Below are 25,482 nucleotides of genomic sequence, written 5' to 3'. Positions count from 1 at the left end.
GAGCTTTCCCTGAGCTTTCGGGCCGTCAGGCCCGGCCCTTCCCCGCGCGGCGCGGCTCCTCTCCCATGCGGCGCAGCGCCGGATGCTCGGCCACGACGGTGGCCGAGCCCGGGGCGATCTCGGTGAACCCGGCGTCGCGCACCACCGGGAACCCGCCGCCCGTCAGGGCCTCCCAGCGGCCGGGCGGCGCGGTGCGGACGGCGAGGGGGAAACCGTGTGCCCGCCAGTCCGCGCGGGCCGCCTCGTCCAGTGCCCACCAGGCGAGCTGGGCGCCGTGCCCGGCCTGGGCCATCGCCTTGCCGGCGGACATCTCCAGTTCGGGGTTGAGCCACAGCACGGGCGTTTCCGGCGCGGGCTCGGCGGGCGGCTTCGGATCGTCCAGCTCGGTGCCGGAGACCTGGAGGCGGGCCAGGTCCTTGGGCCAGCCGTCCAGCGGCACGGGCGGGAACACCCGCACCTCGGCCGGGTGCTCGCCGTCACCGGTCACGGTGACGCCCGGCAGGGCCTCGGCCCGCCGCCACTCCGCGCCCCGGGCCCGGCGCACCACCTTGCGGATGCGCCCGTCCTCCCAGTCGCGCACCGCCCGGTGCCAGGGACCGTCCGGCTCCGTCACCCGCTCGTCCGACAGCAGGACGAGCACCGCCCGCGCCGCCGCCTGGAGGGCGTCGGTGCGGGCCGGGGGAGTGGCGCGCTCGATCCGCACGACAAGTGGCAGGACATGCTGCGGCGCGGCGTCGCGGTCGCGTGCGGCGTGGGCGAAGGGGCCGGCGGGAGCGGTGTCGTCGGAGCTGTTCACACGGCCAGTCTGCCGGCCGTCGAACGGCCGGCCGGACGGGCGCCGGGGCTCGGGGGCCGGGAGTACCCTCGGCCGTATGGAGACCGTGACAGCCCCGACCGACGCCCCGACCGGCGGCCCGGACGCGCGTCCCGTCCCCGGGGAGCGCGAGCGTGAGGAACGCGAGGAACACGCCTTCTGCGTGCGGTGCGGCGAGCCGACGGAGTACCCGGCGAGCACGCCCGGCGCGACGCTGTGTCCCGTGTGCGAGTGGCAGGAGGCCGAGCGCGTCGCCTGCTCGTGCACCTGACCGCGTCCCGCGTCCGCGAGGCCGTGGTCTCGCGCCCGTGAGGCGGTCTCGCGCCCGTGAGGCGGCCTCGCGCCCGCGAGACCGGCCGAGCGGTCAGCGTCCCAGGGCCGAGTCGATCATCTCCGAGACGCGGACGAGACGGTAGCCGCGCTCGCGCAACTCCGGCACGAGGTGGCGGACGGCCTTCTCGGTGGCCTTCGCCCGGTCGCGGTCGTTGCGCAGGATCACCACCGAACCCGGCCTGACCTCCTTCAACACCCGCTCGGCGATCTTCTCCGGGTCGTCGGCGCCCACGTCGCGCCCGTCCACGTCCCCCGCCACCGCGGTCACCTTCGCCGGGCCGATGGCCTTGCGGGCCTCGTCGTCGTGGCAGCCGCCGGGGAAGCGGAAGTACGGCGTGGGGTTCTCCACACCCGCCGCGCGGATCGCCTCCAGCCCCTTGCGCACGTCCGCGAGCCGCTTGTCGGGGTCGAGCGACGTCAGGCCCTCGCAGTCGGAGGTGAAGGCGCGGTGGGAGTAGGAGAGGTTGCCGACCTCGAACAGTCGCTCGCGGCCGATGGCGCGCGCCTGGTGCGGGTAGGTCTTCGCCCACAGACCGGTCATGAAGAAGGTCGCGGGGATCTTCTCCCGGCGCAGGGTGGCGACCAGCGCGGGGTTGTCGTGGCGCTTCTCCTTCTTCGCGCCCTCCGCGTTCTCCGCACCCTCCGTGTCCTTCGAGTCCTTCCTGTCCTTCGCGGCCTTCTCGTCCTCGACGGACAGGACGGCGTCGAAGGTCAACGCGACCACCTTGTCCTGTCGGTCCCGCCCCTTCTCACGGCCCCCTCGCTCCTCCCGCTCCTCCCGCTCCTCTCCCTTCTCCGTCTTCTCTCGCTTCTCCCCGCGATCGTCGTTCTCCGCGGCGCGCGGCCCGTGCCGGAAGACGGGCGTGCGACCGCTGGCGGAGGCCGGCAGGCCGGCCCACCCGGTGGGCGAGGGTGAGGCGGACGGGGAGGCGGAGGCGCTCTTGCTCGCGCCGCCTTCGGGACTCGGGGATCGGGGGGCGGCGGACGCCGGGGAGGAGGCCGCCACCGGGGAGGCGCCGGCCCGGGTGGTGTCGCCACCCGGGCCGGCGCAGCCCGCCACCGCGGCGGTGACCAGGGCGAGGGCGGTCAGGGGAACGGTGGTACGGCGCACGGAGACGGTCATGATCGGAACGTAACGACGATCGGGGACGACCGCGCGGTGTGCTGCTCTTGTCGGACTATCCGTCACACCCCGCCGGAGTGACGACCCCTCAGTGCCGCCACGGACCGGTGACGGCGAACGTGGTCCCCGGGTCGTAGCAGTTGACGTACATGGTGCGGCCGTCCGGCGAGAACGTGACGCCCGCGAACTCGCCGTACTCCGGCTCCTCGGGCGTGCCGATGTTCTGGGCGTTGCGCGCCAGGGCGTAGACCTCGCCGTGCCGGTTCACCCCGTAGACGTGCTGGGCGCCGCCGCCGTCCTCACAGACCATCAGGCCGCCGCTGGGGGCGAGGCAGATGTTGTCCGGCGACTCGCCCGGCAGCTCCACCCCGGTGTCCGGGCCGAAGACCACCACCAGCGTCAGCCGGCTGCGGCGCGGGTCGTACCGCCACACCTGGCCGAAGTGGTCGGCCGCCGAGCCCTCGGAGCTGCGGGCGTAGCTGGAGACGAAGTACACCGACTCCTTCCCCCAGTAGCAGCCCTCCAGCTTCTGCGCGTGCGTGATCCCGCCGCGTCCGAAGTCCTGGAAACGGATGGGCGTCTCCTTCGCCAGCGGGTCGGGCACCGGCACCCACTCCACGCGGTCGAAGGTGGTGCCCGGCTCCAGGACGGCCGACAGGTCCGGCACGTCCGGCACGCGCATGGCCTCCAGCCGCCCGCCCGCGCGCAGCGAGTCGAAGCCGCCGCGGGGCCGCTCGGGCAGGAAGCGGTAGAAGAGGCCGAAGGGGTGGTCGAAGGCGTCCTCGGTCTCGTAGACGACACCGGTGCGCGGGTCGACGGCGATCGCCTCGTGCTGGAAGCGGCCCATCGCGGTGAGCGGCTCGGGGACGGTCCGGTGGCCGGGGCGGAAGCCGACCTCGAAGATGAAGCCGTGGTCCTTGGTGTAGCCGTTGGTGCCGGCCTTGTCCTCGGTCTCCTCGCAGGTCAGCCAGGTGCCCCACGGGGTGGGCCCGCCCGCGCAGTTCACGGCCGTGCCGGCGATGCCGACCCGCTCGTCCAACACCTCGCCGTTCCGGCCCAGTTCCAGCAGGGTGCAGCCGCCGCGCCCCTCCGGGTCGTAGGTCAGTCCCTCGACGGCCGGGACCCGGTGGGTGCCGCCGTTCGGTTTGTTCTCGTGGTTGCGGACCAGCCACAGGCGATTGCCGCCCGGACCGGCCAGGGCGGTCATGCCGTCGTGGTTGCTCGGCACCGGCCCCTGCCCCGAGCGCATGGGGTCGCCCTCGCGGGACAGCACCCGGTAGCGGAACCCCTTCGGCAGGTCGAGCAGGCCGTCCGGGTCGGGGACCAGGGGACCGTAGCCGCCCCGGCCGCCGGTGGCGTGGGCGGGGGCGGTACCGGCGAACAACTCGGAGACGGCACCCGCGAAGACGATGCCCGCTCCCATGGCACCGGCACTTCCCAGGACGTGGCGTCGCGTTGCTGACATGGGCAACTCCCTGCTGGCGGACAGGTTGATGACCCGGATGTGTGTACCACGGTGTTCGCATGCCGGGAACCAGGCGCGGCCCGGGGTTCCCGGCGCGACCCGCCCGGCGTACGCGGTGTCAGCCGCCTGCCGCCCCGGCCTCCTCGACGGGCCGCCGCGCGTCGCGGGCGAGCGCGGTGAGCCGGGAGATCGCCCGGAAGTACTTCTTGCGGTAGCCGCCCTTGAGCATCTCCTCGCCGAAGAGCTCGTCGAACGGCACCCCGGAGGCGAGGACCGGCACCTCGCGGTCGTAGAGCCGGTCGGCGAGGACGACCAGGCGCAGCGCGGTGGACTGGTCCGGAACGGGCCGGACGTCCGTCAGGCAGACCGTCTCCACGCCGTCGCACAGGGCGCCGTAGCGGCTGGGGTGGACCCGGGAGAGGTGGTCCAGGAGGGCGGGGAAGTGGTCCAGGGAGGCGCCGGGCGTGCGGTGCGCGACGGCCGTCACCACCGCGTCGTCGAACGGCGGCGGGGCCTCGGGCAGCCCGCGGTGCCGGTAGTCCTCCCCGTCGATGCGCAGCGTGCGGAAGTGCGCCGACAGCCCCTGGATCTCCCGCAGGAAGTCGGCGGCGGCGAACCGGCCCTCGCCGAGCTTGCCCGGCAGGGTGTTGGAGGTGGCCGCCAGCGCCACGCCCTTCTCCACCAGCCGGCTCAGCAGGGTGGAGACCAGGACGGTGTCGCCCGGGTCGTCCAGCTCGAACTCGTCGATGCACAGCAGGCGGTGCTCGCCGAGGGTGGCCACCGTCTGCTGGAAGCCGAGCGCGCCCACGAGGTTGGTCAGTTCCACGAACGTGCCGAACGCCTTGCGCTCGGGCGGGGCCTCGGTGGCGTGCCACAGGGAGGCCAGCAGGTGGGTCTTGCCGACGCCGTAGCCGCCGTCGAGGTACACCCCGCGCGGCCCGGCGGACGCGGCCCTGCCGCCGCCCCGACCGCCCCGACGGAACCAGCGCAGGACGCCGCCGGCGTCCCCGCCGTCCGACGGCGACCCGCCGAGCCCGGCCGCGAAGTCGCCCAGCACCTTCACCGCCTCGGCCTGGCTGGGCTGCGCCGGGTCGGGGATGTAGTTGTCGAAGCGCACCGAGTCGAACCGCGGCGGCGGCACCAGCTCCGCGACCAGCCGGTCGGCGGGTACGTGCGGCTCGCGGGAGCACAGGGACAGCGGGGCGCTCTCGTCGGTTATCGGACGCTTCGGGGCAGTGGAGGACGACACCCTTCTCACTCTACGGGGCGTGGCGGGGCGCGGAACGCGCCCGTGGCCCGTGCCACACTGCGCGGTATGCGACGTCTGTTCCCTTCTTCCGTGCCTCCCGCGGTCCCGACGGCCCCGGTGGACCCCGAGGCCCCGATATCCCGGCCGGAGACGGCCTCCCCGGCGGGGCCGTCCGGCTCCGACGACCGGCAGTGGACGTTGGAGGAGATCGCCGAGGCGTACGCCTACCCCGCCGGCGCCTCGAAGGAGCCCTGGCTGCGCGGCAACATGGTCGCCTCGCTCGACGGCGCCGCCCACCACCAGGGGCGCTCGCAGCCGCTGTCCTCGGACCCCGACATGCGGATCTTCGGGGTGCTGCGGGCGCTGGCGGACGCCGTGGTCGTCGGCGCGGAGACGGTCCGCAAGGAGGGGTACCGGCCCGCCCGCGCCCGCGAGGCGTTCGCCGCCCGGCGCGCGGCGGCCGGGCAGCCTCCGGCCCCGGCCATCGCGGTCGTCAGCGCGAGCCTGGACCTGGACTTCTCCCTGCCGCTGTTCACCGAGCCGCTGACGCCCACGCTGCTGATCACGGGCGCCGCCGCCCCGGCCGACCGCCAGGCGGCGGCGCGCGAGGCCGGCGCGGTGGTGGTGCACGCGGGCGAGGGCGCCGCGGTGGACCCGGCGCGGGTGCCGGCCCTGCTCGCCGAGCACGGCCACACCCGGCTGCTCACCGAGGGCGGTCCGCGCCTGCTGGGCCGGTTCGCGGCGGCGGGCGTGCTGGACGAGCTGTGCCTGACCGTCTCCCCGCGGATCGCCGGAGGGGACGCCTCGCGCGTCACCGACGGCCCCGGCCTCGAGACGCCGCTGGAGTACCGGCTGCACTCGGTGCTGGAGGAGGGGGGCTTCCTCTTCACCTGTTACCGGCGATCCGGCGCGGCGCCCGGCGCGCGGTGAGTCCGGGCGCCCCGGAGCGTGACGTGCTCGGAGTGAGATGCGCAGAGTGAAATGTGCGGCCCCCAACGGGGCGGGATGGTTTCGTACGGGTCGAGGGACCCGACAGCAGGAAGGGCACCCGACGTGTTCACCACCGTGTTGATGATCGAGAAGCCTCTGGTGCCCGCCGACGTGGAGCTCGTCACCACCCTCCACGGTGACGAGCCCGTGTCCTTCGTGGTGCTGATGCAGCCACGCGGAGACCAGGACCGGCTCCTGCGGGCTCTGGACGACGTGGCGCTCGGCGAGCTGGACGACGCCGTGCGGGAACTCTCCGAGGACCGGGAGGAGGACAGCCCGGTCTCCCCGGCGGAGCGGGCCCTCCAGCACTCGCTGGAGGCGCTGCGCGCCGCGGGCGCGGACGCCGTCGGGCAGATCGTCCAGCGGCACCCGCTCAACCTGCTCGCCTCGGTCGTCCGGGAGACGCGCGCGGACGAGGTGATCGTGCTGACCGCGCCGCACCTGGTCGAGGAGTTCTTCCACCGCGACTGGGCCTCCCGAGCCCGCCACAAGGTCGGCGTCCCGGTGCTCAAGCTGTTCGCCCACGGCGAGGAGTAGTCCGCGCCGCGCCCTTCCCCGTTCCCGTCCTCCGAGCCGCGCCGCGCGGAAGACGGGGGACGGGGGCGGGGATGGGGACGGGGACGGGGACGCCGCCACGCCGACTGCGGGCGGCGGGCGCGCTCGCATAGGCTGGGGGCCGCGTCCGACGCGCACCGCGCGGTGCGCGCCACGCGAGGGACGGCCCGGCCGCACGGGCCGGACGCACCGCCCCGCGGGGACGTTCGACCAGCACGCTCCGGCGGGCGCGCCCACGAGGGGCGCGTCCACGCCGACCCACCCGAAAGGACACCGCATGGCGCCCGGCCTGCCGCCCGCGATGGAACGACCGCACTTCATCGGCATCGGCGGAGCCGGAATGTCCGGTATCGCGAAGATCCTCGCCCAGCGCGGCGCGACGGTCGCAGGCAGCGACGCCAAGGAGTCCGCCACCGCGCGGGCACTGCGGGAGCTGGGCGCCACCGTCCACATCGGCCACGCCGCCGACCACCTGGCCGGCGACGCCACCGCCGTCGTCGTCTCCAGCGCCATCCGCGACGACAACCCGGAGCTGGCCGCCGCCCGCGAGCGCGGCGTCGCGGTCGTGCACCGCTCCGACGCCCTGGCCGCCCTCATGGAGGGCGCCCGCCCGATCGCCGTCGCCGGCACGCACGGCAAGACCACCACCACCTCGATGCTCGCGGTCTCCCTGCGCACGATGGGGCTCGACCCCTCGTACGCGATCGGCGGCGACCTCGACGGCCCCGGCACCAACGCCCACCACGGCACCGGCGAGATCTTCGTCGCCGAGGCGGACGAGAGCGACCGCAGCTTCCACAAGTACGCCCCCGAGGTGGCGATCGTCCTCAACGTGGAACTGGACCACCACGCCAACTACGCCTCGATGGAGGAGATCCACGTCTCCTTCGAGACCTTCGTCGACCGCGTCCGCCCCGGCGGCACGCTGGTGATCTCCGCCGACCACGGCGGTGCCCGCGACCTGACCGACCGGGTCCGCGCCCGCCGTGGCGCGGCGGGCGCTCCGGGCGCGGCGGGCGCGAGGATCGTCACCTACGGCGAGAGCGCCGACGCCGACGTGCGGGTCCTGGACGTCGTCCCACACGGCCTGACCAGCGAGGTCACCGTCCTCCTCGACGGGGAGGAGATCGTCTTCACCGTCTCCGTCCCCGGCCGCCACTACGCGCACAACGCCGTCGCCGCGCTCGCCGCGGGGGCGGCCCTGGGCGTGCCGGCCCGGGAACTGGCCGCCGCCCTCGGCTCGTACACCGGCGTCAACCGGCGCCTCCAGCCCAAGGGCGAGGCGCGCGGCGTGCGGGTCATCGACTCCTACGCCCACCACCCCACCGAGATGGCCGCCGACCTGGAGGCCATCCGGGGCGCCGCCGGCGACGGCCGGGTCCTGGTGGTCTTCCAGCCCCACCTGTTCAGCCGCACCCGGGAACTGGGCGCCGAGATGGGCCGGGCCCTGGCCCTGGCCGACGCCTCGGTCGTCCTGGACGTCTACCCGGCCCGCGAGGACCCGATCCCGGGCGTCACCAGCGCCGTCGTCGTCGACGCCGCCCTCGCCGCCGGAGCCGACGCGCGGGCCGAGTCCGACCGGGAGAAGGCCGCGGCGCTGGTCGCAGGAATGGCCGGACCCGGTGATCTCGTTCTGACGATGGGGGCGGGCGACGTCACCGAACTCGGCGCGACCGTCCTCGACCGTCTGGCGAACTGAGGAGGCACCCCATGGCGTACGAGGTCGACAAGACCGAGGAGGAGTGGAAGCGGGAGCTGAACCCCTTCGAGTACCACGTGCTGCGCGAGGCGGGCACCGAACCCCCCTTCACCGGCGAGTACACCGACACCAAGGCCACCGGCGTCTACGAGTGCCGGGCCTGCGGGGCGGAGCTGTTCCGCTCGGAGACGAAGTTCGAGTCCCACTGCGGCTGGCCCAGCTTCTACGACCCGGCCGACTCCTCGGCCGTCGAGCTGCTGGAGGACCGTTCCCACGGCATGGTCCGCACCGAGGTCCGCTGTGCGCGCTGCGGTTCCCACCTGGGGCACGTCTTCCGCGGCGAGGGCTACCCCACGCCGACGGACGAGCGCTACTGCATCAACTCCGTCTCCCTGCGGCTGGTCCCCGAGGAGGGTTGAGCCCCGAAGAGACCGATCACGGTGTGAGGGCCGGGCTCCGCGGAGCCCGGCCCTCACACCGTGCCCGCCCGATTCTCGCGTGCGGACCCCGGCGCGGGGGGTGGAGGATGGCGGGCATGCTCCAGACGCTGCTGCCCTTCCTGGGCGCCTGCCTGCTGGTCGCCGCCTCGCCGGGACCGAGCACCGTGCTGATCATCCGCCGGTCGCTGATCGGCCGCCGCGACGGCATGGCCACGGTGCTCGGCAACGAGACCGGGGTCTTCGTGTGGGGCGTGGTGGCCGCCTTCGGTCTCACCGCGCTGCTGACCGCCTCCCGGCTCGCCTATGACGTGATGCGCGTGGTGGGGGCGGTGGTGCTGGTGGTCTTCGGCGTCCAGGCGCTGCGCTCCGCGCGACGGCTCGGGGAGGGCGCGCCGGCGGTCCCGGACCCGGTCGCGGTCGATCCGTCCGCGCGGCCCTCGGCGTGGGCGTCGTACCGGGCCGGGCTCGCGCTCAACCTCGCCAACCCCAAGGCGGCGGTCTTCGCCCTGTCCTTCCTGCCGCAGTTCGTCCCCGCCGGCGCCCCGAAGCTGCCCACGATGGTGGCGCTGGCCGCGCTGTGGGCGGTCTTCGAGGTGGGGTACTACGCCTGCTACGTGTGGGGCGTGAACCGGATGAGGCGGCTGATCGACCGGGCTTCCGTGCGCCGCCGTCTGGAACAGGTCTCCGGCGGGGTGCTGATAGCCCTCGGGGTACGGATGGCCGTGGAGGGGTGACGGGGTGGGACCGCGCGCCGCCCGGCCCGGAGCGAGACCTTTTGCATATTCTTTCGAATGAGTGTAAGAGTATGCCATGTTGTCGGTCTCGGGTTCCGTTCCCGAGCCGCTCACACGTCACGGAACAGGGAACCCGCGCAACGCGGGTCTAGGGTGCGCGCATGTCGAAGGTCTTGAAGAAGCTGCCGGTCGGCGAACGTGTCGGTATCGCGTTCTCCGGCGGATTGGACACCGCGGTCGCGGTGGCGTGGATGCGCGAACGCGGCGCGATCCCCTACGCCTACACGGCCGACGTCGGCCAGTACGACGAGCCGAATCTGGCCGATGTGCCGGAGCGCGGCCGTACCTACGGGGCCGAGCGGGCACGGCTCGTCGACTGCTGTGCCGCGCTGGTCGAGGAGGGGCTGGCCGCGCTGATGTGCGGGGCCTTCCACATCCGGTCGGCCGCGCACACGTACTTCAACACCACCCCGCTCGGTCGCGCCGTGGTGGGCACCCTCCTGGTGCGGGCGATGCAGGAGGACGGCGTCTCCGTCTGGGGCGACGGGTCCACGTACAAGGGCAACGACATCGAGCGGTTCTACCGCTACGGCCTGCTCGCCAACCCCAACCTGCGGATCTACAAGCCCTGGCTCGACCAGGAGTTCGTGACGGAGCTCGGCGGCCGGCACGAGATGTCCGTGTGGCTCGCCGAACGCGACCTGCCCTACCGCGCCTCCGCGGAGAAGGCGTACTCCACCGACGCGAACATCTGGGGCGCCACGCACGAGGCCAAGCGCCTGGAGTACCTCGACACCTCCCTGGAGATCGTGGAACCGATCATGGGCGTCCCCTTCTGGGACCCCGAGGTCGACATCCCGGCCGAGGACGTCACCGTGGAGTTCGAGCACGGCCGGCCCGTGCGGATCAACGGGCGCGAGTTCGCCGACGCGGTGGAACTGGTGCGGGAGGCCAACCGCATCGGCGGTCGCCACGGACTCGGGATGTCGGACCAGATCGAGAACCGCATCATCGAGGCCAAGAGCCGCGGCGTGTACGAGGCCCCCGGCATGGCGCTGCTGCACGTGTGCTACGAGCGGCTGCTCAACGCCATCCACAACGAGGACACCATCGCGATGTACCACGTCGAGGGGCGTCGGCTCGGGCGGCTGCTCTACGAGGGTCGGTGGTTCGACCCGCAGGCGCTCATGCTCCGCGACGGCCTCCAGCGCTGGGTCGGCCACCCGGTCACCGGCAGCGTCACGGTGCGGCTCCGCCGCGGCCAGGACTACTCCGTGCTCGACACCCAGGGGCCGAACCTCAGCTACCACCCCGAGAAGCTGTCCATGGAGCGCAGCCACGACCCGGCGTTCGTCCCGGACGACCGCATCGGTCAGTTGACCATGCGCAACCTGGACATCGCCGACTCGCGGAACAAGCTGGAGCAGTACGCCGCGCACGGTCGGCTCGGAGAGTGGGGCGGGATCATCGGCGAACTGGCTCCGGGCGGCGCGGAGGCCATCGCCGCGGGCGGCGTCGACGCGGAGGCCGTGGCGATGGAGTCCGAGGCGCTCGACCACGCGGCGATCGAGTCGGGGACGGACTGACGGGTCCGTCGGGGGCCGGTGCCGGCCGGCACCGGCCCCCGACGGCACGCGGGCGCGCTCAGCGCAACACCGCCACCGAGTGCGGCCCCAGCCGCAGCAGCCCGTCGCCCGCCGGCGGCTCGCACGCCCCCCAGGAGGCCAGCTCGACGGCGGTGTGCACGGTCAGGGGGATCTCGGCGGTGCCCTCGGCGGCCAGGTGCGCCGCGACGTGCAGGCCCCCGTGCCGCAGGTAGAGCCAGCGCCGCTCCTCGTCGAAGTCCACGTGCACGTCCGACAGCCGCACCCGGGGCGAGACGTGGGCGCGGCGCAGCGCGATCAGCGCCCGGTGCCAGGCCAGCAGGGCGGCGTGCGGCTCGCGGCGCGGCTCGTCCCAGTCCAGGCAGGAGCGCAGCCGGGTCGCCGGGTCCTGCGGATCGGGGACGTCCTCCGCCGCCCAGCCGTGCGCGGCGAACTCCCGCCGCCGGCCCTGCCGCACGGCCTTGGCCAACTCCGGATCGGGGTGGTCGGTGAAGTACTGCCAGGGGGTGCGCGCCCCCCACTCCTCGCCCATGAACAGCATCGGCGTGTACGGGCCGCACAGCACCAGCGCCGCCGCGCAGGCCGCCAGGCCGGGGGAGAGGTGGGAGGCCAACCGGTCGCCCCGGGCCCGGTTGCCGATCTGGTCGTGGGTCTGGGCGTAGGCGAGGAAACGGCGCGCCTCGGTGGCCTCGCGGTCCACCGGACGCCCGTGGCGGCGGCCCCGGAAGGACGAGTAGGTGCCGTCGTGGAAGAACGCGCCGGTCAACGTCTTGGCCAGGGCCGTCAGCGGGGCGCGGGCGAAGTCGGCGTAGTAGCCCTGCCCCTCGCCGGTCAGCGCGGTGTGGAGGGCGTGGTGGACGTCGTCGTCCCACTGGGCGTGGATCCCCAGCCCGTTCGCCTCGCGCGGGGCGGTGGTGCGCGGGTCGTTCCGGTCCGACTCGGCGATCAGGAACAGCGGACGGCCCAGCTCGGCCGCCAGACCGTCCACGGCCGCCGACAGCTCGGCCAGGAAGTGCTCGGCCCGCTCGTCCACCAGCGCGTGCACCGCGTCCAGCCGCAGCCCGTCCAGCCGGTGGTCGCGCAGGAAGGCCAGGGCGCTGCCGATGAAGTACGCCCGCACCTCGTCCGAGCCGGGCGCGTCCAGGTTGACGGCCGCGCCCCACGGGGTGTGGTGCCGGTCGGTGAAGTACGGGCCGAACTCCGGCAGGAAGTTCCCGGACGGCCCCAGGTGGTTGTGGACCACGTCCAGGACGACGCCCAGCCCGTGGGCGTGCGCGGCGTCCACGAACCGCTTGAGGCCCTCGGGCCCGCCGTACGGCTCGTGCACCGCCCAGGGCGCCACCCCGTCGTAGCCCCAGCCGTGGGTGCCGGGGAACGGGCAGACCGGCATCAACTCGACGTGGGTGACGCCGAGATCGGCCAGATGGCCCAGTTGTCCGGCCGCCGCCTCGAAGGTGCCCGCCTCGGTGAAGGTGCCCACGTGCAGCTCGTACAGCACCGCGCCCGCCAGGTCCCGTCCGGCCCACTCGTGCCGCCAGGAGTACGCCTCCTGGTCCACCACCGCGCCGAGCCCCCCGGGGCCGTCCGGCAGCCGCCGGGCGCGGGGGTCGGGACGCACGGGCCCGCCGTCGAGGGAGAATCCGTAGCGGGTCCCGTGTCCGGCGGACGCCTCGGCCCGCCACCACCCCTCGCGCTCCGGGTCGCGCTCCATGGGGAACTCCTCGTCCTCCACGTGCAGCGCGACCCGTCGCGCGGTGGGTGCCCACACCTCGAACAGCACTGGGACCTCCTTCGGCCGGCGGCGCGTCAGAGCCCCAGCATGCCCGCCGACGAGGCTTTCACCCCAGGCAGACGCGGTGCTGCACCACCGGATACCCGGCGCGGGCGAAGTGTGCGGCCATCGGGGTGTTGGTCACGTCGGTGGCCGCCGCGATGCTCTCCGCGCCCTCCGCGACGAGCTGGTGGGTGCACTCCACCAGCAGGTCGTAGGCGTAGCCGTGGCCGCGCTGCTCGGGCACCACGCCGATGAAGCCGACGCAGGGGCCGGACGGGTTGCGCGCCGGGACCTGGATGCCGACCGGCTCGCCGTCCGGCGTGTACGCCAGACGCCACCAGGCGCGCGGCGACGGGCACCAGAGGAAGAAGTCCAGCTCCTCCCGGGCCGCCTGCTCGACACCGCCCTCGGCGATCGCGCGGCGGGCGTGCGCGTCCAGGGTGACGGAGTGGACCCGGCGCAGCACGTCCAGGACCGCCTCCTCGCCCGCCGAGCCGTCCGGCACGGGACGGAACTCCAGCCGCCCCGGCCGCTCGGGCAGCCCGCACTCCGGGGTCCAGGCGTAGCGGAAGCGCTCCACCAGGAAGGCGTAACCGGCCGCGCCGGCCGCCTCGACGCGGGCCTCGGCGGCGGCGCGCACCTCGTCCCGCTCGCGCCAGTGGGGAGGCAGCATCAGCTCGTACTCGACGTGGAAGGGGGCGCGGCGCAGCAGCTCCACCGCGGCGTCCCGGTCGGTGAAGTCGAACCAGTCGAGGACGACCGGCTCGGTGTCGTCCGGTCCGCCCCAGAAGGCGGCGCGCGCGACGACCTCGCCGTCGCGCAGAGCCACCCACGTCCATTCGGGGCGGTACTGGCCGCCCTCGGCGACGGTGGTGTACGGCCGCCCCAGCAGGGGAGGGCCCAGCAGGTCGGAGCCGGGGGCGGACAGGGAGGTGAACAGCTCGCGCGCCTCGTCCTGGACGAGCGCGCGGACGACCGTGGAGGTCGAGGAGATCATGGGGTTCCTCACGGGAAGCGGGACGTCACCGCGCTTCCGGTCAGGAGAGGCACGCCCACGGGACAGGGCGGAAGCGCGTGACGACAGGTGTGTGGACGGCGTGCACGGCTCTCACCTCCCTCTCCGGTTCCCGGGCGTGACCGACACCCTAGGGGAGAGGACGGGCGGACGGCCACGTCTTTTCCGGCCGCTCTCCGGGCCGCTCTGTGGGACGCTCTCCGGACCGCTCCTCCGGGCTCGTCCCCGCGTGTCGTACCGGCGCCGCCCCCGCGCCCGGAGCGGGAGGGCCCAGGCTGGACAGCCCCATGCCTGGTCCGGACAATGACTGGCCATGGCATCTCTTGAGTTCAGGGCGGTCCCGCCGCGTCCGTCGGACGAGGACCGGGAGCGTGCCATGGAGCTGCTGCGCGACGGAGCGGCCGACGGTCGGGTGTCCCACCACACCTTCGAGCGTCGGATGGAGCTGATCCTCACCGCCCGCCGCTCCGACGAACTCGAGGCCGCCGTACACGATCTGCGCCCGCAGCCGCGCGAGCCCCTCGCCCTCCGGGTCGTCGGCACGGTCTCCGCGCTGCCCGGACGGCTGCGACGGGCCTGGCAGACGGCGCGGCTGCCGGAGCTCCTGCTGCCTCCGCCCGGCCCGTACCCGATGAGCATCGGCCGGGCGCCCGGCTCGATGCTGCGTCTGAACGACGAGACGGTCTCCCGGACCCACGCCCAACTGCACAGTTCGGCGCGGGGCTGGACGCTGCGCGACCTGGGGTCGTCCAACGGCACCTGGGTCAACGGCCGTCGGGTGACCGGATCGGTGACCGTGAGTCCGGGGGACCACGTGCGGTTCGGGCGGGTCAGCTTCCGGCTGATCGGCCGCTGACACCCCCTCACCTCGCCTCGTTCGTCCGTGTTCTCCGGGGGCCGCGTCGGGTCAGTCGCGGACCAGCAGGGCGACCGGGGAGTCCACCAGCAGCTCCGCCACCGTGTGGCGCCCCTCCGCCTTCCGCCCGCCCAGCAGGTCGCGCCACCGGCCCGGCGGCAGCTCCAGCGAGGTCTCCCGCCAGCCGCCCGCCTCCGCCAGCCGCAGCGAGAGCCGGGTGACCACGGCGACGACCGAGCCGGAGCGCGCGTACGCCACACAGTGCCCGGCCGCCGGTCCCTCGGCGCGCAGCGGCTCGTACGACGCCGCCGCGCCGAACCACTCCGGGTGCTCCCGCCGCAGCCGCAGGGCCGCCTCGGTCAAACGCCGCTTCTCGCGCGACAGTCCGGGAGGAAAACCGTCGGGCGTCTCCTCGGCCTCCGCACCGTCCTCCGTCCCGTCCTCCCGGCTCCCCTCGTCCGTCCCGCCGGACCGGTCGGCGGGGAACTCGGGCAGCCGCCGGTTGTCGGGATCGACCAGCGCCGCGTAGACGCCCTCGGTGCCCATGTAGACGTCCGGCACCCCCGGCATGGTCAGGTGCAGCAGGGCCGCGCCGAGCACATTGGCCCGCACCGGCTCCCGCAGCCCCTCGGCGAAGGCGGTGACCGCGTGCGGCGGCGGCCCGCCCGGACCGGCCGTGGCGAAACGCTCGACGTCCGCCTCGTAGGCGGGGTCCGGCTCCGTCCAGCTCGTGCGCACCCCCGCCTCCCGTACGGCCTTCAGCAGCGCGGGCACCAACCGTTCCCGGCACGGGAGGCCCATGCCGTACGCCGTCTGCCAGGCCACCCACGCCACATGGCGGTCCGGTGCCTCCACACCGCTCGTCCGGAGGGTCTCCTCGGTCACGCGCTCCAGCAGCTTCGCCCACCGCCGCGGACACTCGCTCAACACCGCGATCGCCGCCCGCACGTCCGCGCTCCGCTTGGTGTCGTGCGTGGACAGCACCGTGCCGGTCGTCGGCCAGTCGCGCTGGACGCGCGCGCAGTACGCGTGGAACTCCTCCGGCGCCACCTCGGGCCGGCCCGGATTCCCACCCACCTCGGTCGCCGACAGCAGCGGCGCGTAGCGGTAGAAGGCGGTGTCCTCCTCGGACTTGGCCCGCAGCGCCGCGCCGACCTGCGCGAAGCGCGCGCAGAAGTCCCGCTGCGCCTCCCCGTCGCCGAGCTGTCCCAGCGCCAGGTCCCGCACCACGTCCACCGAGGCGGCCTCCTCCGGCACGGCGAACGCCTCCCGCGCGGCCTCGGCCGCCTCCTCCAGCATCGCCCGGTCCTCCGCGCCCACCGGCCCGCCCGCGGTGACGTACGGCCGGTACACCGGGAGACGCGCCAGCACCTCCCGGATCGCGGTGCGCAGCGCCCAGGGCGCATGGTCGCGCAGCGCCGCGTCGGGGGCGGCCTCGCACACCGCGACGGCCACCCGGGTGAGCCGTTCGACCTCGGCGGCCAGGTCGTGGGTGACGACCTCCCGAGCGGCCCGCCGCACGGTCGCCTCCCACTCGCCGCCGAGGTCCGCCACGACCCCGGTGAACTCCCGGTAGACGTCGGTCAGTTCGGCCAGTCCCTCCGGATCGACGAAGAGTCCGTCCACGCGGTGCAGCGCGTCGTAGCCGGTGGTCCCGGCGACCGGCCAGGAGACGGGCAGCCGCTCGTGGCGGGCGAGGATCTTCTCCACCACCGTCCAGGCCCCGCCGGTCTCCTCGTGGAGCCGCAGCAGGTACGCCCCGGGGTCGGCCAGCCCGTCGGGGTGGTCGATCCGCAGCCCGTCCACCACGCCCTCGCGCATCAGCCGCAGCACGCGCGCGTGGGTGGCGGCGAAGACCTCCGGGTCCTCCACTCGGACGCCGATCAGGTCGGAGATGGTGAAGAACCGGCGGTAGTTCAGCTCGGTGCGGGCCAGACGCCACCAGGCGAGCCGGTAGTGCTGGGCGTCCAGCAGCTCGGGCAGCGGCAGGCGCTCGGTGCCCTCGCGCAGCGGGAAGCGGTGGTCGTGGTAGGCCAGGACCCCGCCCCGCACCGTCATGGCCGCCAGCTCGTCGCCCAGCCGCCCGCCGAGCACCGGCAGCAGCACACGACCGTCGCCGGCCTCCCAGTCGATGTCGAACCAGCGGGCGTACGGGGAGGCGGGACCCTCGCGCAGCACCTCCCACAGCGGCTCGTTGAGCCGTTCGGGCACGGGGACGCCCATGTGGTTCGGCACGATGTCCAGCACGATGCCCAGGCCGTGCTCCCGGGCGGTGCGCGCCAGCGCCCGTAGGCCCTCCTCGCCGCCCAGCTCCTCCCGCACCCGGGCGTGCCCGGTCACGTCGTAGCCGTGCTCGGAGCCGGGCACCGCCTCCAGCACCGGGGACAGGTGCAGGTGCGACACCCCGAGCGAGGCGATGTGGGGCACCGCCGCCGCGGCGGCGGAGAACGGGAACCGCGGTTGGAGCTGGAGCCGGTAGGTGGCGGTCGGCACGGGTCGGGAGGCCCACCCGACAGGGGACGGTTGGGAGGACATGTAGCGCATGTTCCCGGCCCGCGACGCCCGAACCCGTCACGGGCCGCCCGGGTGACCGCCCGACCGCCGGACGGGTGGCCCCGGCGCCGTTCAGGCCGGCCGCTGGAGGACGGTCAGGCTCCGGTCGACCAGGGTGAGCCGGGCCCCCGCCCGCACCATGGGGCCGGTGCCGGGCGGCACCCCGTCCTCCCGGGCGGTGTCCACGACCACCTGCCACTGGCGGCCGTGGTGGACCGGCACCACGAACTCGCGGGGGGTGTCCTGCGCGTTGAACATCAGCAGGAAGGAGTCGTCGGTGATCCGCTCGCCGCGCTCCCCGGGCTCGGAGATCGCGTTCCCGTTGAGGAACACCGTCAGCGCCCTGGCCTGGGTCTCCTGCCAGTCCCGCTGGGTCATCTCCCAGCCCTCGGGGGTGAACCAGGCGATGTCCGACAGCTCGTCGTGGGTGCCCTCCACCGGCCGGCCGTGGAAGAACCGGCGGCGCCGGAAGGCCGGGTGGTCACGGCGCAGCCCCACCATGGCCTGCACGAACTCGAACAGCGGATGCTTCTCGCCCGGCTCGGGCCAGCGCACCCACGACAGTTCGCTGTCCTGACAGTAGGCGTTGTTGTTGCCCTTCTGGGTACGGGCGAACTCGTCGCCGTGACTGAGCATCGGCACGCCCTGGGAGAGCAGCAGCGTGGCGATGAAGTTGCGCATCTGCCGACCGCGCAGGGCGAGCACGTCCTCGTCGTCGGTGTCGCCCTCGACCCCGCAGTTCCAGGAGCGGTTGTGGCTCTCGCCGTCCCGGTTGCCCTCGCCGTTGGCCTCGTTGTGCTTCTCGTTGTACGACACCAGGTCGTGGAGGGTGAAGCCGTCGTGGCAGGTGACGAAGTTGATCGAGGCCAGCGGACGCCGTCCGTCGTTCTGGTACAGGTCGGAGGAGCCGGTCAGCCGGGAGGCGAACTCCGCCAGGGTGCGCGGCTCGCCCCGCCACAGGTCCCGCACGGTGTCCCGGTAGCGGCCGTTCCACTCCGTCCACAGCGGCGGGAAGTTCCCCACCTGGTAGCCGCCCTCGCCCACGTCCCAGGGCTCGGCGATCAGCTTCACCTGGCTGACCACCGGGTCCTGCTGCACCAGGTCGAAGAACGACGACAGCCGGTCCACCTCGTGGAACTGCCGGGCCAGCGTGGCCGCCAGGTCGAAGCGGAAGCCGTCCACGTGCATCTCGGTGACCCAGTACCGCAGCGAGTCCATGATCAACTGGAGGACGTGCGGGGACCGCATCAGCAGCGAGTTGCCGGTGCCGGTGGTGTCCATGTAATAGCGGGGGTCCTCCGTGAGCCGGTAGTAGGACAGGTTGTCCAGCCCCCGGAAGGAGAGCGTGGGCCCCAGGTGGTTGCCCTCGGCGGTGTGGTTGTAGACCACGTCGAGGATGACCTCGATCCCCGCCTGGTGGAGCGCCTTGACGGCCTGCTTGAACTCCAGCACCTGCTGGCCCCGGTCGCCCCAGGAGGCGTACGCGTTGTGCGGGGCGAAGAAGCCGATGGTGTTGTAGCCCCAGTAGTTCGTCAGCCCGGCGTCGGCCAACCGGTGGTCGGTGACGAACTGGTGCACCGGCATCAGCTCCAGCGCGGTGACGCCCAGCTTGGTCAGGTGCTCGATGATCGCGGGGTGGCCGAGCGCCGCGTAGGTGCCGCGCAGGTCCTCCGGGAGTTCCGGGTGGAGCATGGTCAGGCCCTTCACGTGGGCCTCGTAGATCACCGTCTTGTGGTAGTCGGTGCGCGGCGGCCGGTCGTCACCCCAGTCGAAGTACGGGTTCACCACGACGGACGCCATCGTGTGAGGGGCCGAGTCGAGGTCGTTGCGCCGTTCGGGGGAGCCGAAGTGGTAGCCGTAGACCGCCTCGTCCCAGTCGATGGTCCCGCTCATCGCCCTGGCGTAGGGGTCCAGCAGGAGCTTGGCGCTGTTGCACCGGTGGCCCTTCTCCGGCTCGTACGGCCCGTGCACACGGAAGCCGTACCGCTGACCGGGCATCACGCCCGGCAGGTAGGCGTGCCGCACGAACGCGTCGGACTCGCGCAGCTCGACGGCCGTCTCCGATCCGTCGTCGTGCAGCAGACACAGCTCGATGCGCTCCGCCGCCTCGGAGAACACGGCGAAGTTCGTACCAGCGCCGTCGTACGTGGCCCCCAGGGGATAGGCCCGTCCCGGCCAGACCTGCATGTCGACTCTTCCTGTCGCGGTCTTCTGACATCCGTCCGTCGCTGCATCCTCGCGCAGCACCGGCGCACCGGGCGCACGCAACATTTATCTTCCCCCGGTCGAGCGTACGAACAAAGGAACTTGGTGGGGGGATACTGCTGCGGTCCATTCGGGGGGCGCAGTAGGCTCCTTGATCGAACAGCGGGTCCGGAAGGCGGTGCACAGGTTGAGCTCGGGAGGGCTTGAGCTCCCCCCAGGTGACGGGGGCGAGGGCGGGGCCGCCGATCCGTCCGGAGTGCCGCCCGGCACGGTGTCCCTGGCACGTCCGATGGAGATCGGCACGGACCTGCGCTGGGACGCCGAGGACTGGGCCGAGGTGCGCCTGCGCGCGCAGCGCGCGGGCCGGGCGTACATCTGGCTCAACCTCGTGGAGCAGCGGCTGCGCGCGGTGGTGGCGGCGGTGCTGCGCCCCGTCTACGAGCCGGTGCACGGCGAGGAGTGGGTGGTGGCGGCGGCCGGCCCGGCCGGACAGGAGTGGGTCCAGCGGGCGGTGGCCGTACGGGAGGTCAGCCGCCGCAAGGGCTACCTGCTCGACCCGGCGGACGACAACCTGCTGTCGTTCCTGACCCTGCCCCAGCTCCGCGAGCTGATGGTCCAGCACTGGCCCTGCTTCGAACCGTACTTCGACGGCCGGCGCGAGCTGGAGCTGGCCCTGGACGAGCTGGAGGTGGCCCGCAGCGCGGTGGCGCGCAACCGCGCGCTCTCCCCGGCCGTGCTCGCCCAGGCCGAGCGGATCTCGGCCCGGCTGCTGGACCTGCTGGGCGCGGGCCGGGAGGTGCCCTCCGCCCACCGGCTGCCGGTGGACGCGGTGGAGGAGCTGATCGGGGACCGCTTCGCGGACGTCGTCGGCGTCCACCCGGACCGGGTGCGGCTCCAACGGCAGATCCCGGCCGAGGACCTGTTCGGCGGGGCGCGCCGCCTGGACGCCATCGGCATAGGGCTCAACCTGCTGGTCCAGAACTACTCGGGACGGCGGCTGATGCGGCTGGCCGACTCCGGCTGCCGGGTGCGGCTGCTCTTCCTCAACCCGGCCAGCAGCGCGGTGCGGCGCCGGGAGCGGGAGCTGGGGCTGAAGAAGGGCGAGCTGAGCCGTTCGGTGGAGATGAACATCCTCCACATGCGTCGGGTCCGCTCCCGGGTGCGCGACGCGGGCGCGTTCGAGATCCATGTCTTCGACGAGACCCCGCGCTTCACCGCCTACCTCGTCGACGGCGACGGTCCGGACGGCATCGCGGTGGTCCAGTCGTACCTGCGGCGGGTCCGCGGCATGGAGACCCCGGTCTACGTGCTGCGCGGCGGCGGCCGGGACCTCGTCCACGGGGGCGTACGCGCAAGCGCCCACGGGGGCGTCCAGGGAGGCGTCCACGGAAGCGCTCACGGGGGCGGCCACGGCGGTCCCGCGGGGGAGGGCGGCGAACACGGGCTGTTCCACATCTACCGCGAGGAGTTCGAGTCGGTGTGGACGGACTCCCGTCCGGTCTCCTGACCGGCCGCGCGATCCGCCCGGTGACCGAGCCGGCGCCCGTTGTCACACCCTGTCACTAGGCTGACGAGCATGACGGGTGTGACGGGACGGTCGAACAAGTCGGAGAAGCCGGGAGAGCCGGAGGAGCCGGAGAGGTACGCGGCGCTGTTGCGCGGGATCAACGTCGGCGGGAACAAGAAGGTCCCCATGGCCGAGCTGCGCGCGGTGCTGGCGGGGCTCGGCTGGGAGGACGTGCGCACCTACGTCAACAGCGGGAACGCCGTCTTCGCCGCCGGGCGACGGAGCCCGGGGGAGCTGGCGGGCGAGTTGGAGGCGGCGATCGCCGCGCGGTTCGGCTTCACCGTCTCCTGCCTGGTCCGCTCCGCCGGCGAACTGCGGGCGGCGGTCGACGCCTGCCCCTACCCGGCCGCCGACCTGGACCCGGCCAAGCTGCTGGTGCTCTTCCTCGACCGCGCCCCCGACGCCGAACGGCTGGCCGCCGTGGACGCCGCGGCCTTCGCGCCGGACGAGTTCCGCGTCGGGGAGCGCGAGCTGTACTGCTGGTTCCCCGAGGGCATGGGCCGCAGCAGGCTGCCCGGCGCCCTGGAGACGGCCTGCCGGGGCCGCACCGTCACGGGCCGCAACTGGCGCACGGTCACCAGACTGCTGGAGATGGTCACGCGCTGACGGGGACGCACCCGGCCGCCGCCCAGTCCGCCAACGCCTCGTCGTAGCGGAGGGCCAGCAGCTCGACCAGCTCCGGCGCGTCGCCCAGCACCGGGGCGAGCAGGTCCGCGTCCGCCTCGTGGGCGCCCGCGGCGATGCGGTCCGGCAGTCGGCCGGGCGCGATGACGTACGGGGCGACGGCCACCCGCCGTACGCCCTCCGCGCGCAGGCGCCGGACGGCGTCCGCGGTGCGGGGAAGGGATGCGGAGGCGAACGCGGGTCGCACGGCGCACCAACCGGCGGTACGCCGCCACTCCCGCGCGATGTCTGCGATCACCGCGATCGCCTCCGGGTCACTGGAGCCCGCCGAGGCCAGCACGACCCCGGTCGAGCGTTCGTCGCCGGGCCGCAGCCCGGCCTCGTACAGCCGCCGCTCCAGGGCGGCGGTCAGCAGCCGGTCCGGGCCCAGCACCGCGGCCTGGTGGACGGTCAGCCTCGGCAGCCGGGCGACGCTCTCGCCCAACACCGCCGGGATGTCGGTCTTGGCGTGGAAGGCGCGGGTGAGCAGCAGCGGCAGGGCCACCACCCGACGCACGCCCTCGGCGTGCAGGCGGGTGAGCGCTTGGGGCACGGAGGGGGTGTTGAAGTCCAGGTGGCCGACCTCGACCCGCACCTCGGGGCGGAGCGCCCGCAGCCGCTCGCACAGGGCCGCCACGGTCGCCGCGTGCCGGGGGTCGCGGCTGCCGTGGGCGACGACCAGCAGGGCGGGGTGGCCGGAGGGCAGGGGGAGGGTTCGCACGGTGTCGTTCACCTTCCGGTCGAGGCCAGCCCGCGGCTGCGCAGGACGCGGCGTTCCACGGGGGAGAACAGCAGCGACTCGACGACCACGCCGACGGCCAGGATCAGCATCACCGAGGCCAGCACCAGGCTCATCTCGCCGCCCTGTCGTCCCTCGTCCAGCATCCGGCCGATGCCGGGCAGGGGAGTGGCCGTGATCAGCTCGGCCGTCATCAGGGCGCGCCAGCCGAAGGTCCAGCCCTGCCGGAGCGCCGACACGAAGCCGGGCAGGGCGGCGGGCACCAGGACGTGGACGGCGCCGTTCAGTCCGCCGGCGCCCATCGAACGGCCCGCCCGCAGCAGCAGCGGCGGCACCTGGTCGACGGCGGCCGTGACCCCCACGGCGATCGAGGGAACGGCGCCGAGCAGCACCACGGCGTACACCGCGCCCTCGGAGTTCCCCAGCGCGATCACCGCGACCGGCACCAGCGCGGCGGCCGGCAGGGACTGCACGGCGGAGAGGATCGGGCCCAGCACCGTGCGCAGCGGCGCCAGTCTCGTCAACAGCAGTCCCAGGGGGACGCCGATCGCGACGGAGGCGGCGAAGCCGGCCAGGCAGCGCAGCAGGCTGTGGCCGAGCGCGGGCAGCAGGGTGCCGTCCGACCAGGCTCCGGTCAGCTCGCCCCGGACGGCGGCCGGGGACGGCAGGGTCTCGGACCAGTCCAGCGCGTACGCCGTCTGCCACAGCGCCAGCACCAGGGCGAGGGCCGCCAACGGCGACGCGACCTTGGCCAGCAACCGGCGCGAGGCGGTACCGGGCGTGGAGTCCGCGGACTCCAGGGCGTCCAGGCCGGAGGCCACCTCGCCGGAGCCGTCGGTCCCGGTCTCCGGCCGCCGGGGGCCCGGCCCGGAGGTCCGGCGGGAGTCCTCGGTGTCAGTGGCGGGCATGACGGACGATCTCCTCGTGCAGATGGCCGGTGATCTCCCGGGCGAGGGAGGTGACCTCGGTGTCCTCGATACGGCGGGGGTAGGGGATGTCCACCCGCCACTCGCGCGCGACGCGCCCCGGACGGGAGGACAGCAGCACGACCCGTTGGCCGAGCCGGACCGCCTCGCGCACGTTGTGCGTGACGAACAGGACGGTCAGTCTCCGTTCGCTCCACACCCGGGTGAGCTCCTCGTGCAGCAGGTCGCGGGTGATCGCGTCCAGCGCGGCGAAGGGCTCGTCCATCAACAGCACCCGGCTGCCCTGGGCCAGGGAGCGGGCCAGCGCGACGCGCTGCCGCATCCCGCCGGAGAGCTGGTGGACGCGCTTGCCGTAGGCGTCCGGCAGGTGGACCAGCCGCAGCAGTTCCTCGGCGCGCTCACGCCGTTCGGCGCGGGACACCCCGGCGAGCTTGAGGGCCAGTTCGACGTTGCGGCCGGCGCTCAGCCACGGGAAGAGCGCGTGGTCCTGGAACATCAGCGCCGGACGTCCGTGTGGCACCCGCACCTCGCCGGAGGTCGGCCGGTCCAGTCCGGCGACCAGGTTGAGCAGCGTGGACTTGCCACAGCCGGAGGCGCCCAGCAGGCAGACGAACTCCCCGGGAGCGACCGTCAGTCCGATGTCGTCCAACACCTGCTGGCGGGCGCGGGGGGGACCGAAGAACTTCGAGACGTGGTCGAGCCGCACCGCGTACGGGCCGGGCCGCTCGGCCCCGGAACCGGTGACGGACGGCGCCGGGGCGGGGGTGGCGAGTTCGGTGGACACAGCAGGGGAGTCCTCTCGTGGTTCGCCACCCTGACGGGCGGCTCTACGACTGGGAGGCGCCGGCGTGCGCGGCGGGGATGTACGTGACATACCGGGCGGATCGGGCGCGCCGGAGGCGCGGCATCGGAGGTTCGGACGTCACCGGCGACATCTCTCCGGCTCTCTTCGGCCGCCCGGAACGGCGCCCGTCACGGTCAGAAGTCCCATCCGTCGTCCTCCGCGGCGTCGGCGGCCCTGGTGGCCTGCGCGGCCTCGGCGAACGCGTCACCGGCCATGCCCGCGGTGAGGGTGGCGCCGTCGGCGGGATCGATCAGCAGAAACGATCCGGTGCGCCGGGAGAGCGCGTAGGCGTCCAACGGCAGCGGCTCGGCGGTGCGCAGCCGGACCCGACCGATGTCGTTGGCGGCCAGCTCCCCGGGCTCGAGGTGGAGGGAGAGGTCGTCCAGGGCCAGCCGGGAGGGGATCTCCTTCACGATGGCCTTGACGGTGCGGGTGGTGTGCTTCAGCAGCACCCGCTGCCCCACCCGCAGCGGGGTGTCGTGCAGGTGGCAGACCGTGGCGGTGACGTCCTGGGTGGTGGTCGGCGCGACGTCGGTGGGGGCGATCAGATCGCCGCGGGAGACGTCGAGGTCGTCGGCCAGGCGGACGGTGACGGACTGGGGGGCCCAGGCGGCCTCGACGGACTGGCCGAGCGCGTCGATGGCCTCGATGGTGGAGGTGCGGCCCGACGGCAGTACGGTCACCGACTGCCCGACGCGCAGGACGCCGGAGGCGACCTGGCCCGCGTAGCCGCGGTAGTCGGGGTGCTCGGGCGTCTGCGGACGGATGACGTACTGGACGGGGAAACGGGCCGGGCAGGCCGCCAGGTCGTGGCTGACCGGGACCGTCTCCAGGTGCTCCAGGACGGTCGGGCCGCTGTACCAGCCCATGTGGGCGCCGGGCTCCACCACGTTGTCGCCCACCAGCGCCGAGATGGGGATGGCGGTGACCTCCGGCACGCCCAGCGAGGCGGCGTAGGAGGCGAACTCGCCGGCGATCGCGGAGAAGACGGACTCCCGGTAGTCCACCAGGTCCATCTTGTTGACGGCCAGCACCACGTGGGGCACCCGCAGCAGGGCGGAGACCGCGGCGTGCCGGCGGGTCTGCTCGACCACGCCGTTGCGGGCGTCCACCAGGATGATGGTCAGCTCGGCGGTGGAGGCGCCGGTGACCATGTTGCGGGTGTACTGCACGTGGCCGGGAGTGTCGGCCAGGACGAACCGTCTGCGCGGGGTGGCGAAGTAGCGGTAGGCGACGTCGATGGTGATGCCCTGCTCGCGCTCGGCGCGCAGGCCGTCGGTGAGCAGGGCCAGGTCCGGGCCCTCGGCGCCGCGGCTGCGGGAGGCGTGCTCGAC

The 25,482-nt window shown here is 73.9% G+C and carries 22 protein-coding genes; 10 read left to right on the top strand and 12 right to left on the bottom strand.

Annotation, left to right across the window (positions count from 1 at the left end):
• Positions 1 to 25: 25 nt before the first annotated feature.
• Positions 26 to 796, bottom strand: coding sequence for an aminoacyl-tRNA hydrolase (locus tag IF47_RS0123710; protein ID WP_051718167.1), 771 nt, complete (start codon positions 794 to 796; stop codon positions 26 to 28).
• Positions 797 to 872: 76 nt separating this feature from the next.
• On the opposite strand from IF47_RS0123710, the gene IF47_RS0123705 reads away from it, so the two are divergent.
• Positions 873 to 1,085, top strand: coding sequence for a hypothetical protein (locus tag IF47_RS0123705; RefSeq protein WP_031511012.1), 213 nt, complete (start codon positions 873 to 875; stop codon positions 1,083 to 1,085).
• A gap of 93 nt (positions 1,086 to 1,178) precedes the next feature.
• Here the strand turns inward: IF47_RS0123705 and IF47_RS0123700 are convergent, their stop codons facing one another.
• The 3 genes from IF47_RS0123700 to zapE all read right to left on the bottom strand — a co-directional run bounded on the left by IF47_RS0123700 (position 1,179) and on the right by zapE (position 4,984).
• Positions 1,179 to 2,270 carry a polysaccharide deacetylase family protein gene (locus tag IF47_RS0123700; protein WP_031511011.1) on the bottom strand — a complete coding sequence of 364 codons (1,092 nt, stop codon included), beginning with the start codon at positions 2,268 to 2,270 and terminating at the stop codon, positions 1,179 to 1,181.
• Positions 2,271 to 2,358: 88 nt separating this feature from the next.
• Complete coding sequence (locus IF47_RS0123695) at positions 2,359 to 3,735, bottom strand: alkaline phosphatase PhoX (RefSeq protein ID WP_031511010.1); 1,377 nt, start codon at positions 3,733 to 3,735, stop codon at positions 2,359 to 2,361.
• A 118-nt stretch (positions 3,736 to 3,853) separates the two neighbouring features.
• Positions 3,854 to 4,984, bottom strand: a complete 1,131-nt coding sequence (gene zapE / locus IF47_RS0123690; RefSeq protein ID WP_051718166.1) for a cell division protein ZapE — start codon at positions 4,982 to 4,984, stop codon at positions 3,854 to 3,856.
• A 66-nt stretch (positions 4,985 to 5,050) separates the two neighbouring features.
• Here zapE and IF47_RS0123685 point away from each other — a divergent pair, with 66 nt between their 5' ends.
• The 6 genes from IF47_RS0123685 to argG all read left to right on the top strand — a co-directional run bounded on the left by IF47_RS0123685 (position 5,051) and on the right by argG (position 10,988).
• A complete protein-coding gene (locus IF47_RS0123685) occupies positions 5,051 to 5,914 on the top strand; it encodes a pyrimidine reductase family protein (RefSeq protein WP_031511008.1) in 864 nt (287 codons plus the stop codon).
• A gap of 123 nt (positions 5,915 to 6,037) precedes the next feature.
• The gene (locus IF47_RS0123680) at positions 6,038 to 6,511 is read left to right on the top strand and encodes a hypothetical protein (protein ID WP_031511007.1); all 474 of its coding nucleotides are present in this window, start codon (positions 6,038 to 6,040) and stop codon (positions 6,509 to 6,511) included.
• 295 nt (positions 6,512 to 6,806) lie between these two features.
• Entirely contained in the window at positions 6,807 to 8,228 is a 1,422-nt protein-coding gene (murC, locus tag IF47_RS0123675; protein ID WP_031511006.1) for a UDP-N-acetylmuramate--L-alanine ligase, read from the top strand.
• Between the two features lie 11 nt (positions 8,229 to 8,239).
• Positions 8,240 to 8,647, top strand: a complete 408-nt coding sequence (gene msrB, locus IF47_RS0123670; protein ID WP_031511005.1) for a peptide-methionine (R)-S-oxide reductase MsrB — start codon at positions 8,240 to 8,242, stop codon at positions 8,645 to 8,647.
• A gap of 116 nt (positions 8,648 to 8,763) precedes the next feature.
• Positions 8,764 to 9,402: a LysE family translocator gene (locus IF47_RS0123665; RefSeq protein ID WP_031511004.1), complete on the top strand. Its 639-nt coding sequence runs from the start codon at positions 8,764 to 8,766 to the stop codon at positions 9,400 to 9,402.
• A gap of 161 nt (positions 9,403 to 9,563) precedes the next feature.
• Positions 9,564 to 10,988, top strand: a complete 1,425-nt coding sequence (argG, locus tag IF47_RS0123660) for an argininosuccinate synthase (protein ID WP_031511003.1) — start codon at positions 9,564 to 9,566, stop codon at positions 10,986 to 10,988.
• A gap of 58 nt (positions 10,989 to 11,046) precedes the next feature.
• Here argG and treZ read toward each other — a convergent pair whose 3' ends face one another.
• Together treZ and IF47_RS0123650 are read right to left on the bottom strand one after the other, a co-directional pair.
• Positions 11,047 to 12,786, bottom strand: a complete 1,740-nt coding sequence (gene treZ / locus IF47_RS0123655) for a malto-oligosyltrehalose trehalohydrolase (protein WP_031511002.1) — start codon at positions 12,784 to 12,786, stop codon at positions 11,047 to 11,049.
• Positions 12,787 to 12,844: 58 nt separating this feature from the next.
• Positions 12,845 to 13,777, bottom strand: a complete 933-nt coding sequence (locus tag IF47_RS0123650) for a GNAT family N-acetyltransferase (RefSeq protein ID WP_031511001.1) — start codon at positions 13,775 to 13,777, stop codon at positions 12,845 to 12,847.
• A gap of 331 nt (positions 13,778 to 14,108) precedes the next feature.
• Here IF47_RS0123650 and IF47_RS0123645 point away from each other — a divergent pair, with 331 nt between their 5' ends.
• The gene (locus IF47_RS0123645; RefSeq protein ID WP_031511000.1) at positions 14,109 to 14,651 is read left to right on the top strand and encodes an FHA domain-containing protein; all 543 of its coding nucleotides are present in this window, start codon (positions 14,109 to 14,111) and stop codon (positions 14,649 to 14,651) included.
• A gap of 51 nt (positions 14,652 to 14,702) precedes the next feature.
• Here the strand turns inward: IF47_RS0123645 and treY are convergent, their stop codons facing one another.
• A complete protein-coding gene (gene treY / locus IF47_RS0123640) occupies positions 14,703 to 17,186 on the bottom strand; it encodes a malto-oligosyltrehalose synthase (protein ID WP_037733232.1) in 2,484 nt (827 codons plus the stop codon).
• Between the two features lie 90 nt (positions 17,187 to 17,276).
• A complete protein-coding gene (gene glgX, locus IF47_RS0123635; protein ID WP_031510998.1) occupies positions 17,277 to 19,391 on the bottom strand; it encodes a glycogen debranching protein GlgX in 2,115 nt (704 codons plus the stop codon).
• Between the two features lie 205 nt (positions 19,392 to 19,596).
• On the opposite strand from glgX, the gene IF47_RS0123630 reads away from it, so the two are divergent.
• Positions 19,597 to 20,916, top strand: coding sequence for an SAV2148 family HEPN domain-containing protein (locus IF47_RS0123630; RefSeq protein WP_078592068.1), 1,320 nt, complete (start codon positions 19,597 to 19,599; stop codon positions 20,914 to 20,916).
• Positions 20,917 to 20,985: 69 nt separating this feature from the next.
• The gene (locus tag IF47_RS0123625; protein ID WP_078592066.1) at positions 20,986 to 21,582 is read left to right on the top strand and encodes a DUF1697 domain-containing protein; all 597 of its coding nucleotides are present in this window, start codon (positions 20,986 to 20,988) and stop codon (positions 21,580 to 21,582) included.
• Here the strand turns inward: IF47_RS0123625 and IF47_RS0123620 are convergent.
• From IF47_RS0123620 to IF47_RS0123605, 4 genes are all read right to left on the bottom strand, one after another.
• The gene (locus IF47_RS0123620; protein WP_245641212.1) at positions 21,572 to 22,360 is read right to left on the bottom strand and encodes a sirohydrochlorin chelatase; all 789 of its coding nucleotides are present in this window, start codon (positions 22,358 to 22,360) and stop codon (positions 21,572 to 21,574) included. The two genes, IF47_RS0123625 and IF47_RS0123620, sit on opposite strands and share 11 nt — an antisense overlap.
• An 8-nt stretch (positions 22,361 to 22,368) precedes the next feature.
• The gene (locus IF47_RS31960) at positions 22,369 to 23,286 is read right to left on the bottom strand and encodes an ABC transporter permease (RefSeq protein WP_031510994.1); all 918 of its coding nucleotides are present in this window, start codon (positions 23,284 to 23,286) and stop codon (positions 22,369 to 22,371) included.
• Entirely contained in the window at positions 23,273 to 24,088 is an 816-nt protein-coding gene (locus IF47_RS0123610; RefSeq protein ID WP_031510993.1) for an ABC transporter ATP-binding protein, read from the bottom strand. Before IF47_RS0123610 ends, IF47_RS31960 begins: the two co-directional genes overlap by 14 nt.
• Positions 24,089 to 24,282: 194 nt before the next feature.
• On the bottom strand, positions 24,283 to 25,482 hold a 1,200-nt coding region (locus tag IF47_RS0123605; protein ID WP_031510992.1), incomplete at its 5' end, for a sulfate adenylyltransferase subunit 1.

Source organism: Streptomyces megasporus (genome assembly GCF_000718985.1).
Taxonomy (GTDB): Bacteria; Actinomycetota; Actinomycetes; order Streptomycetales; family Streptomycetaceae; genus Streptomyces; species Streptomyces megasporus.
This window is presented reverse-complemented; position numbering and strand designations above follow the sequence as displayed.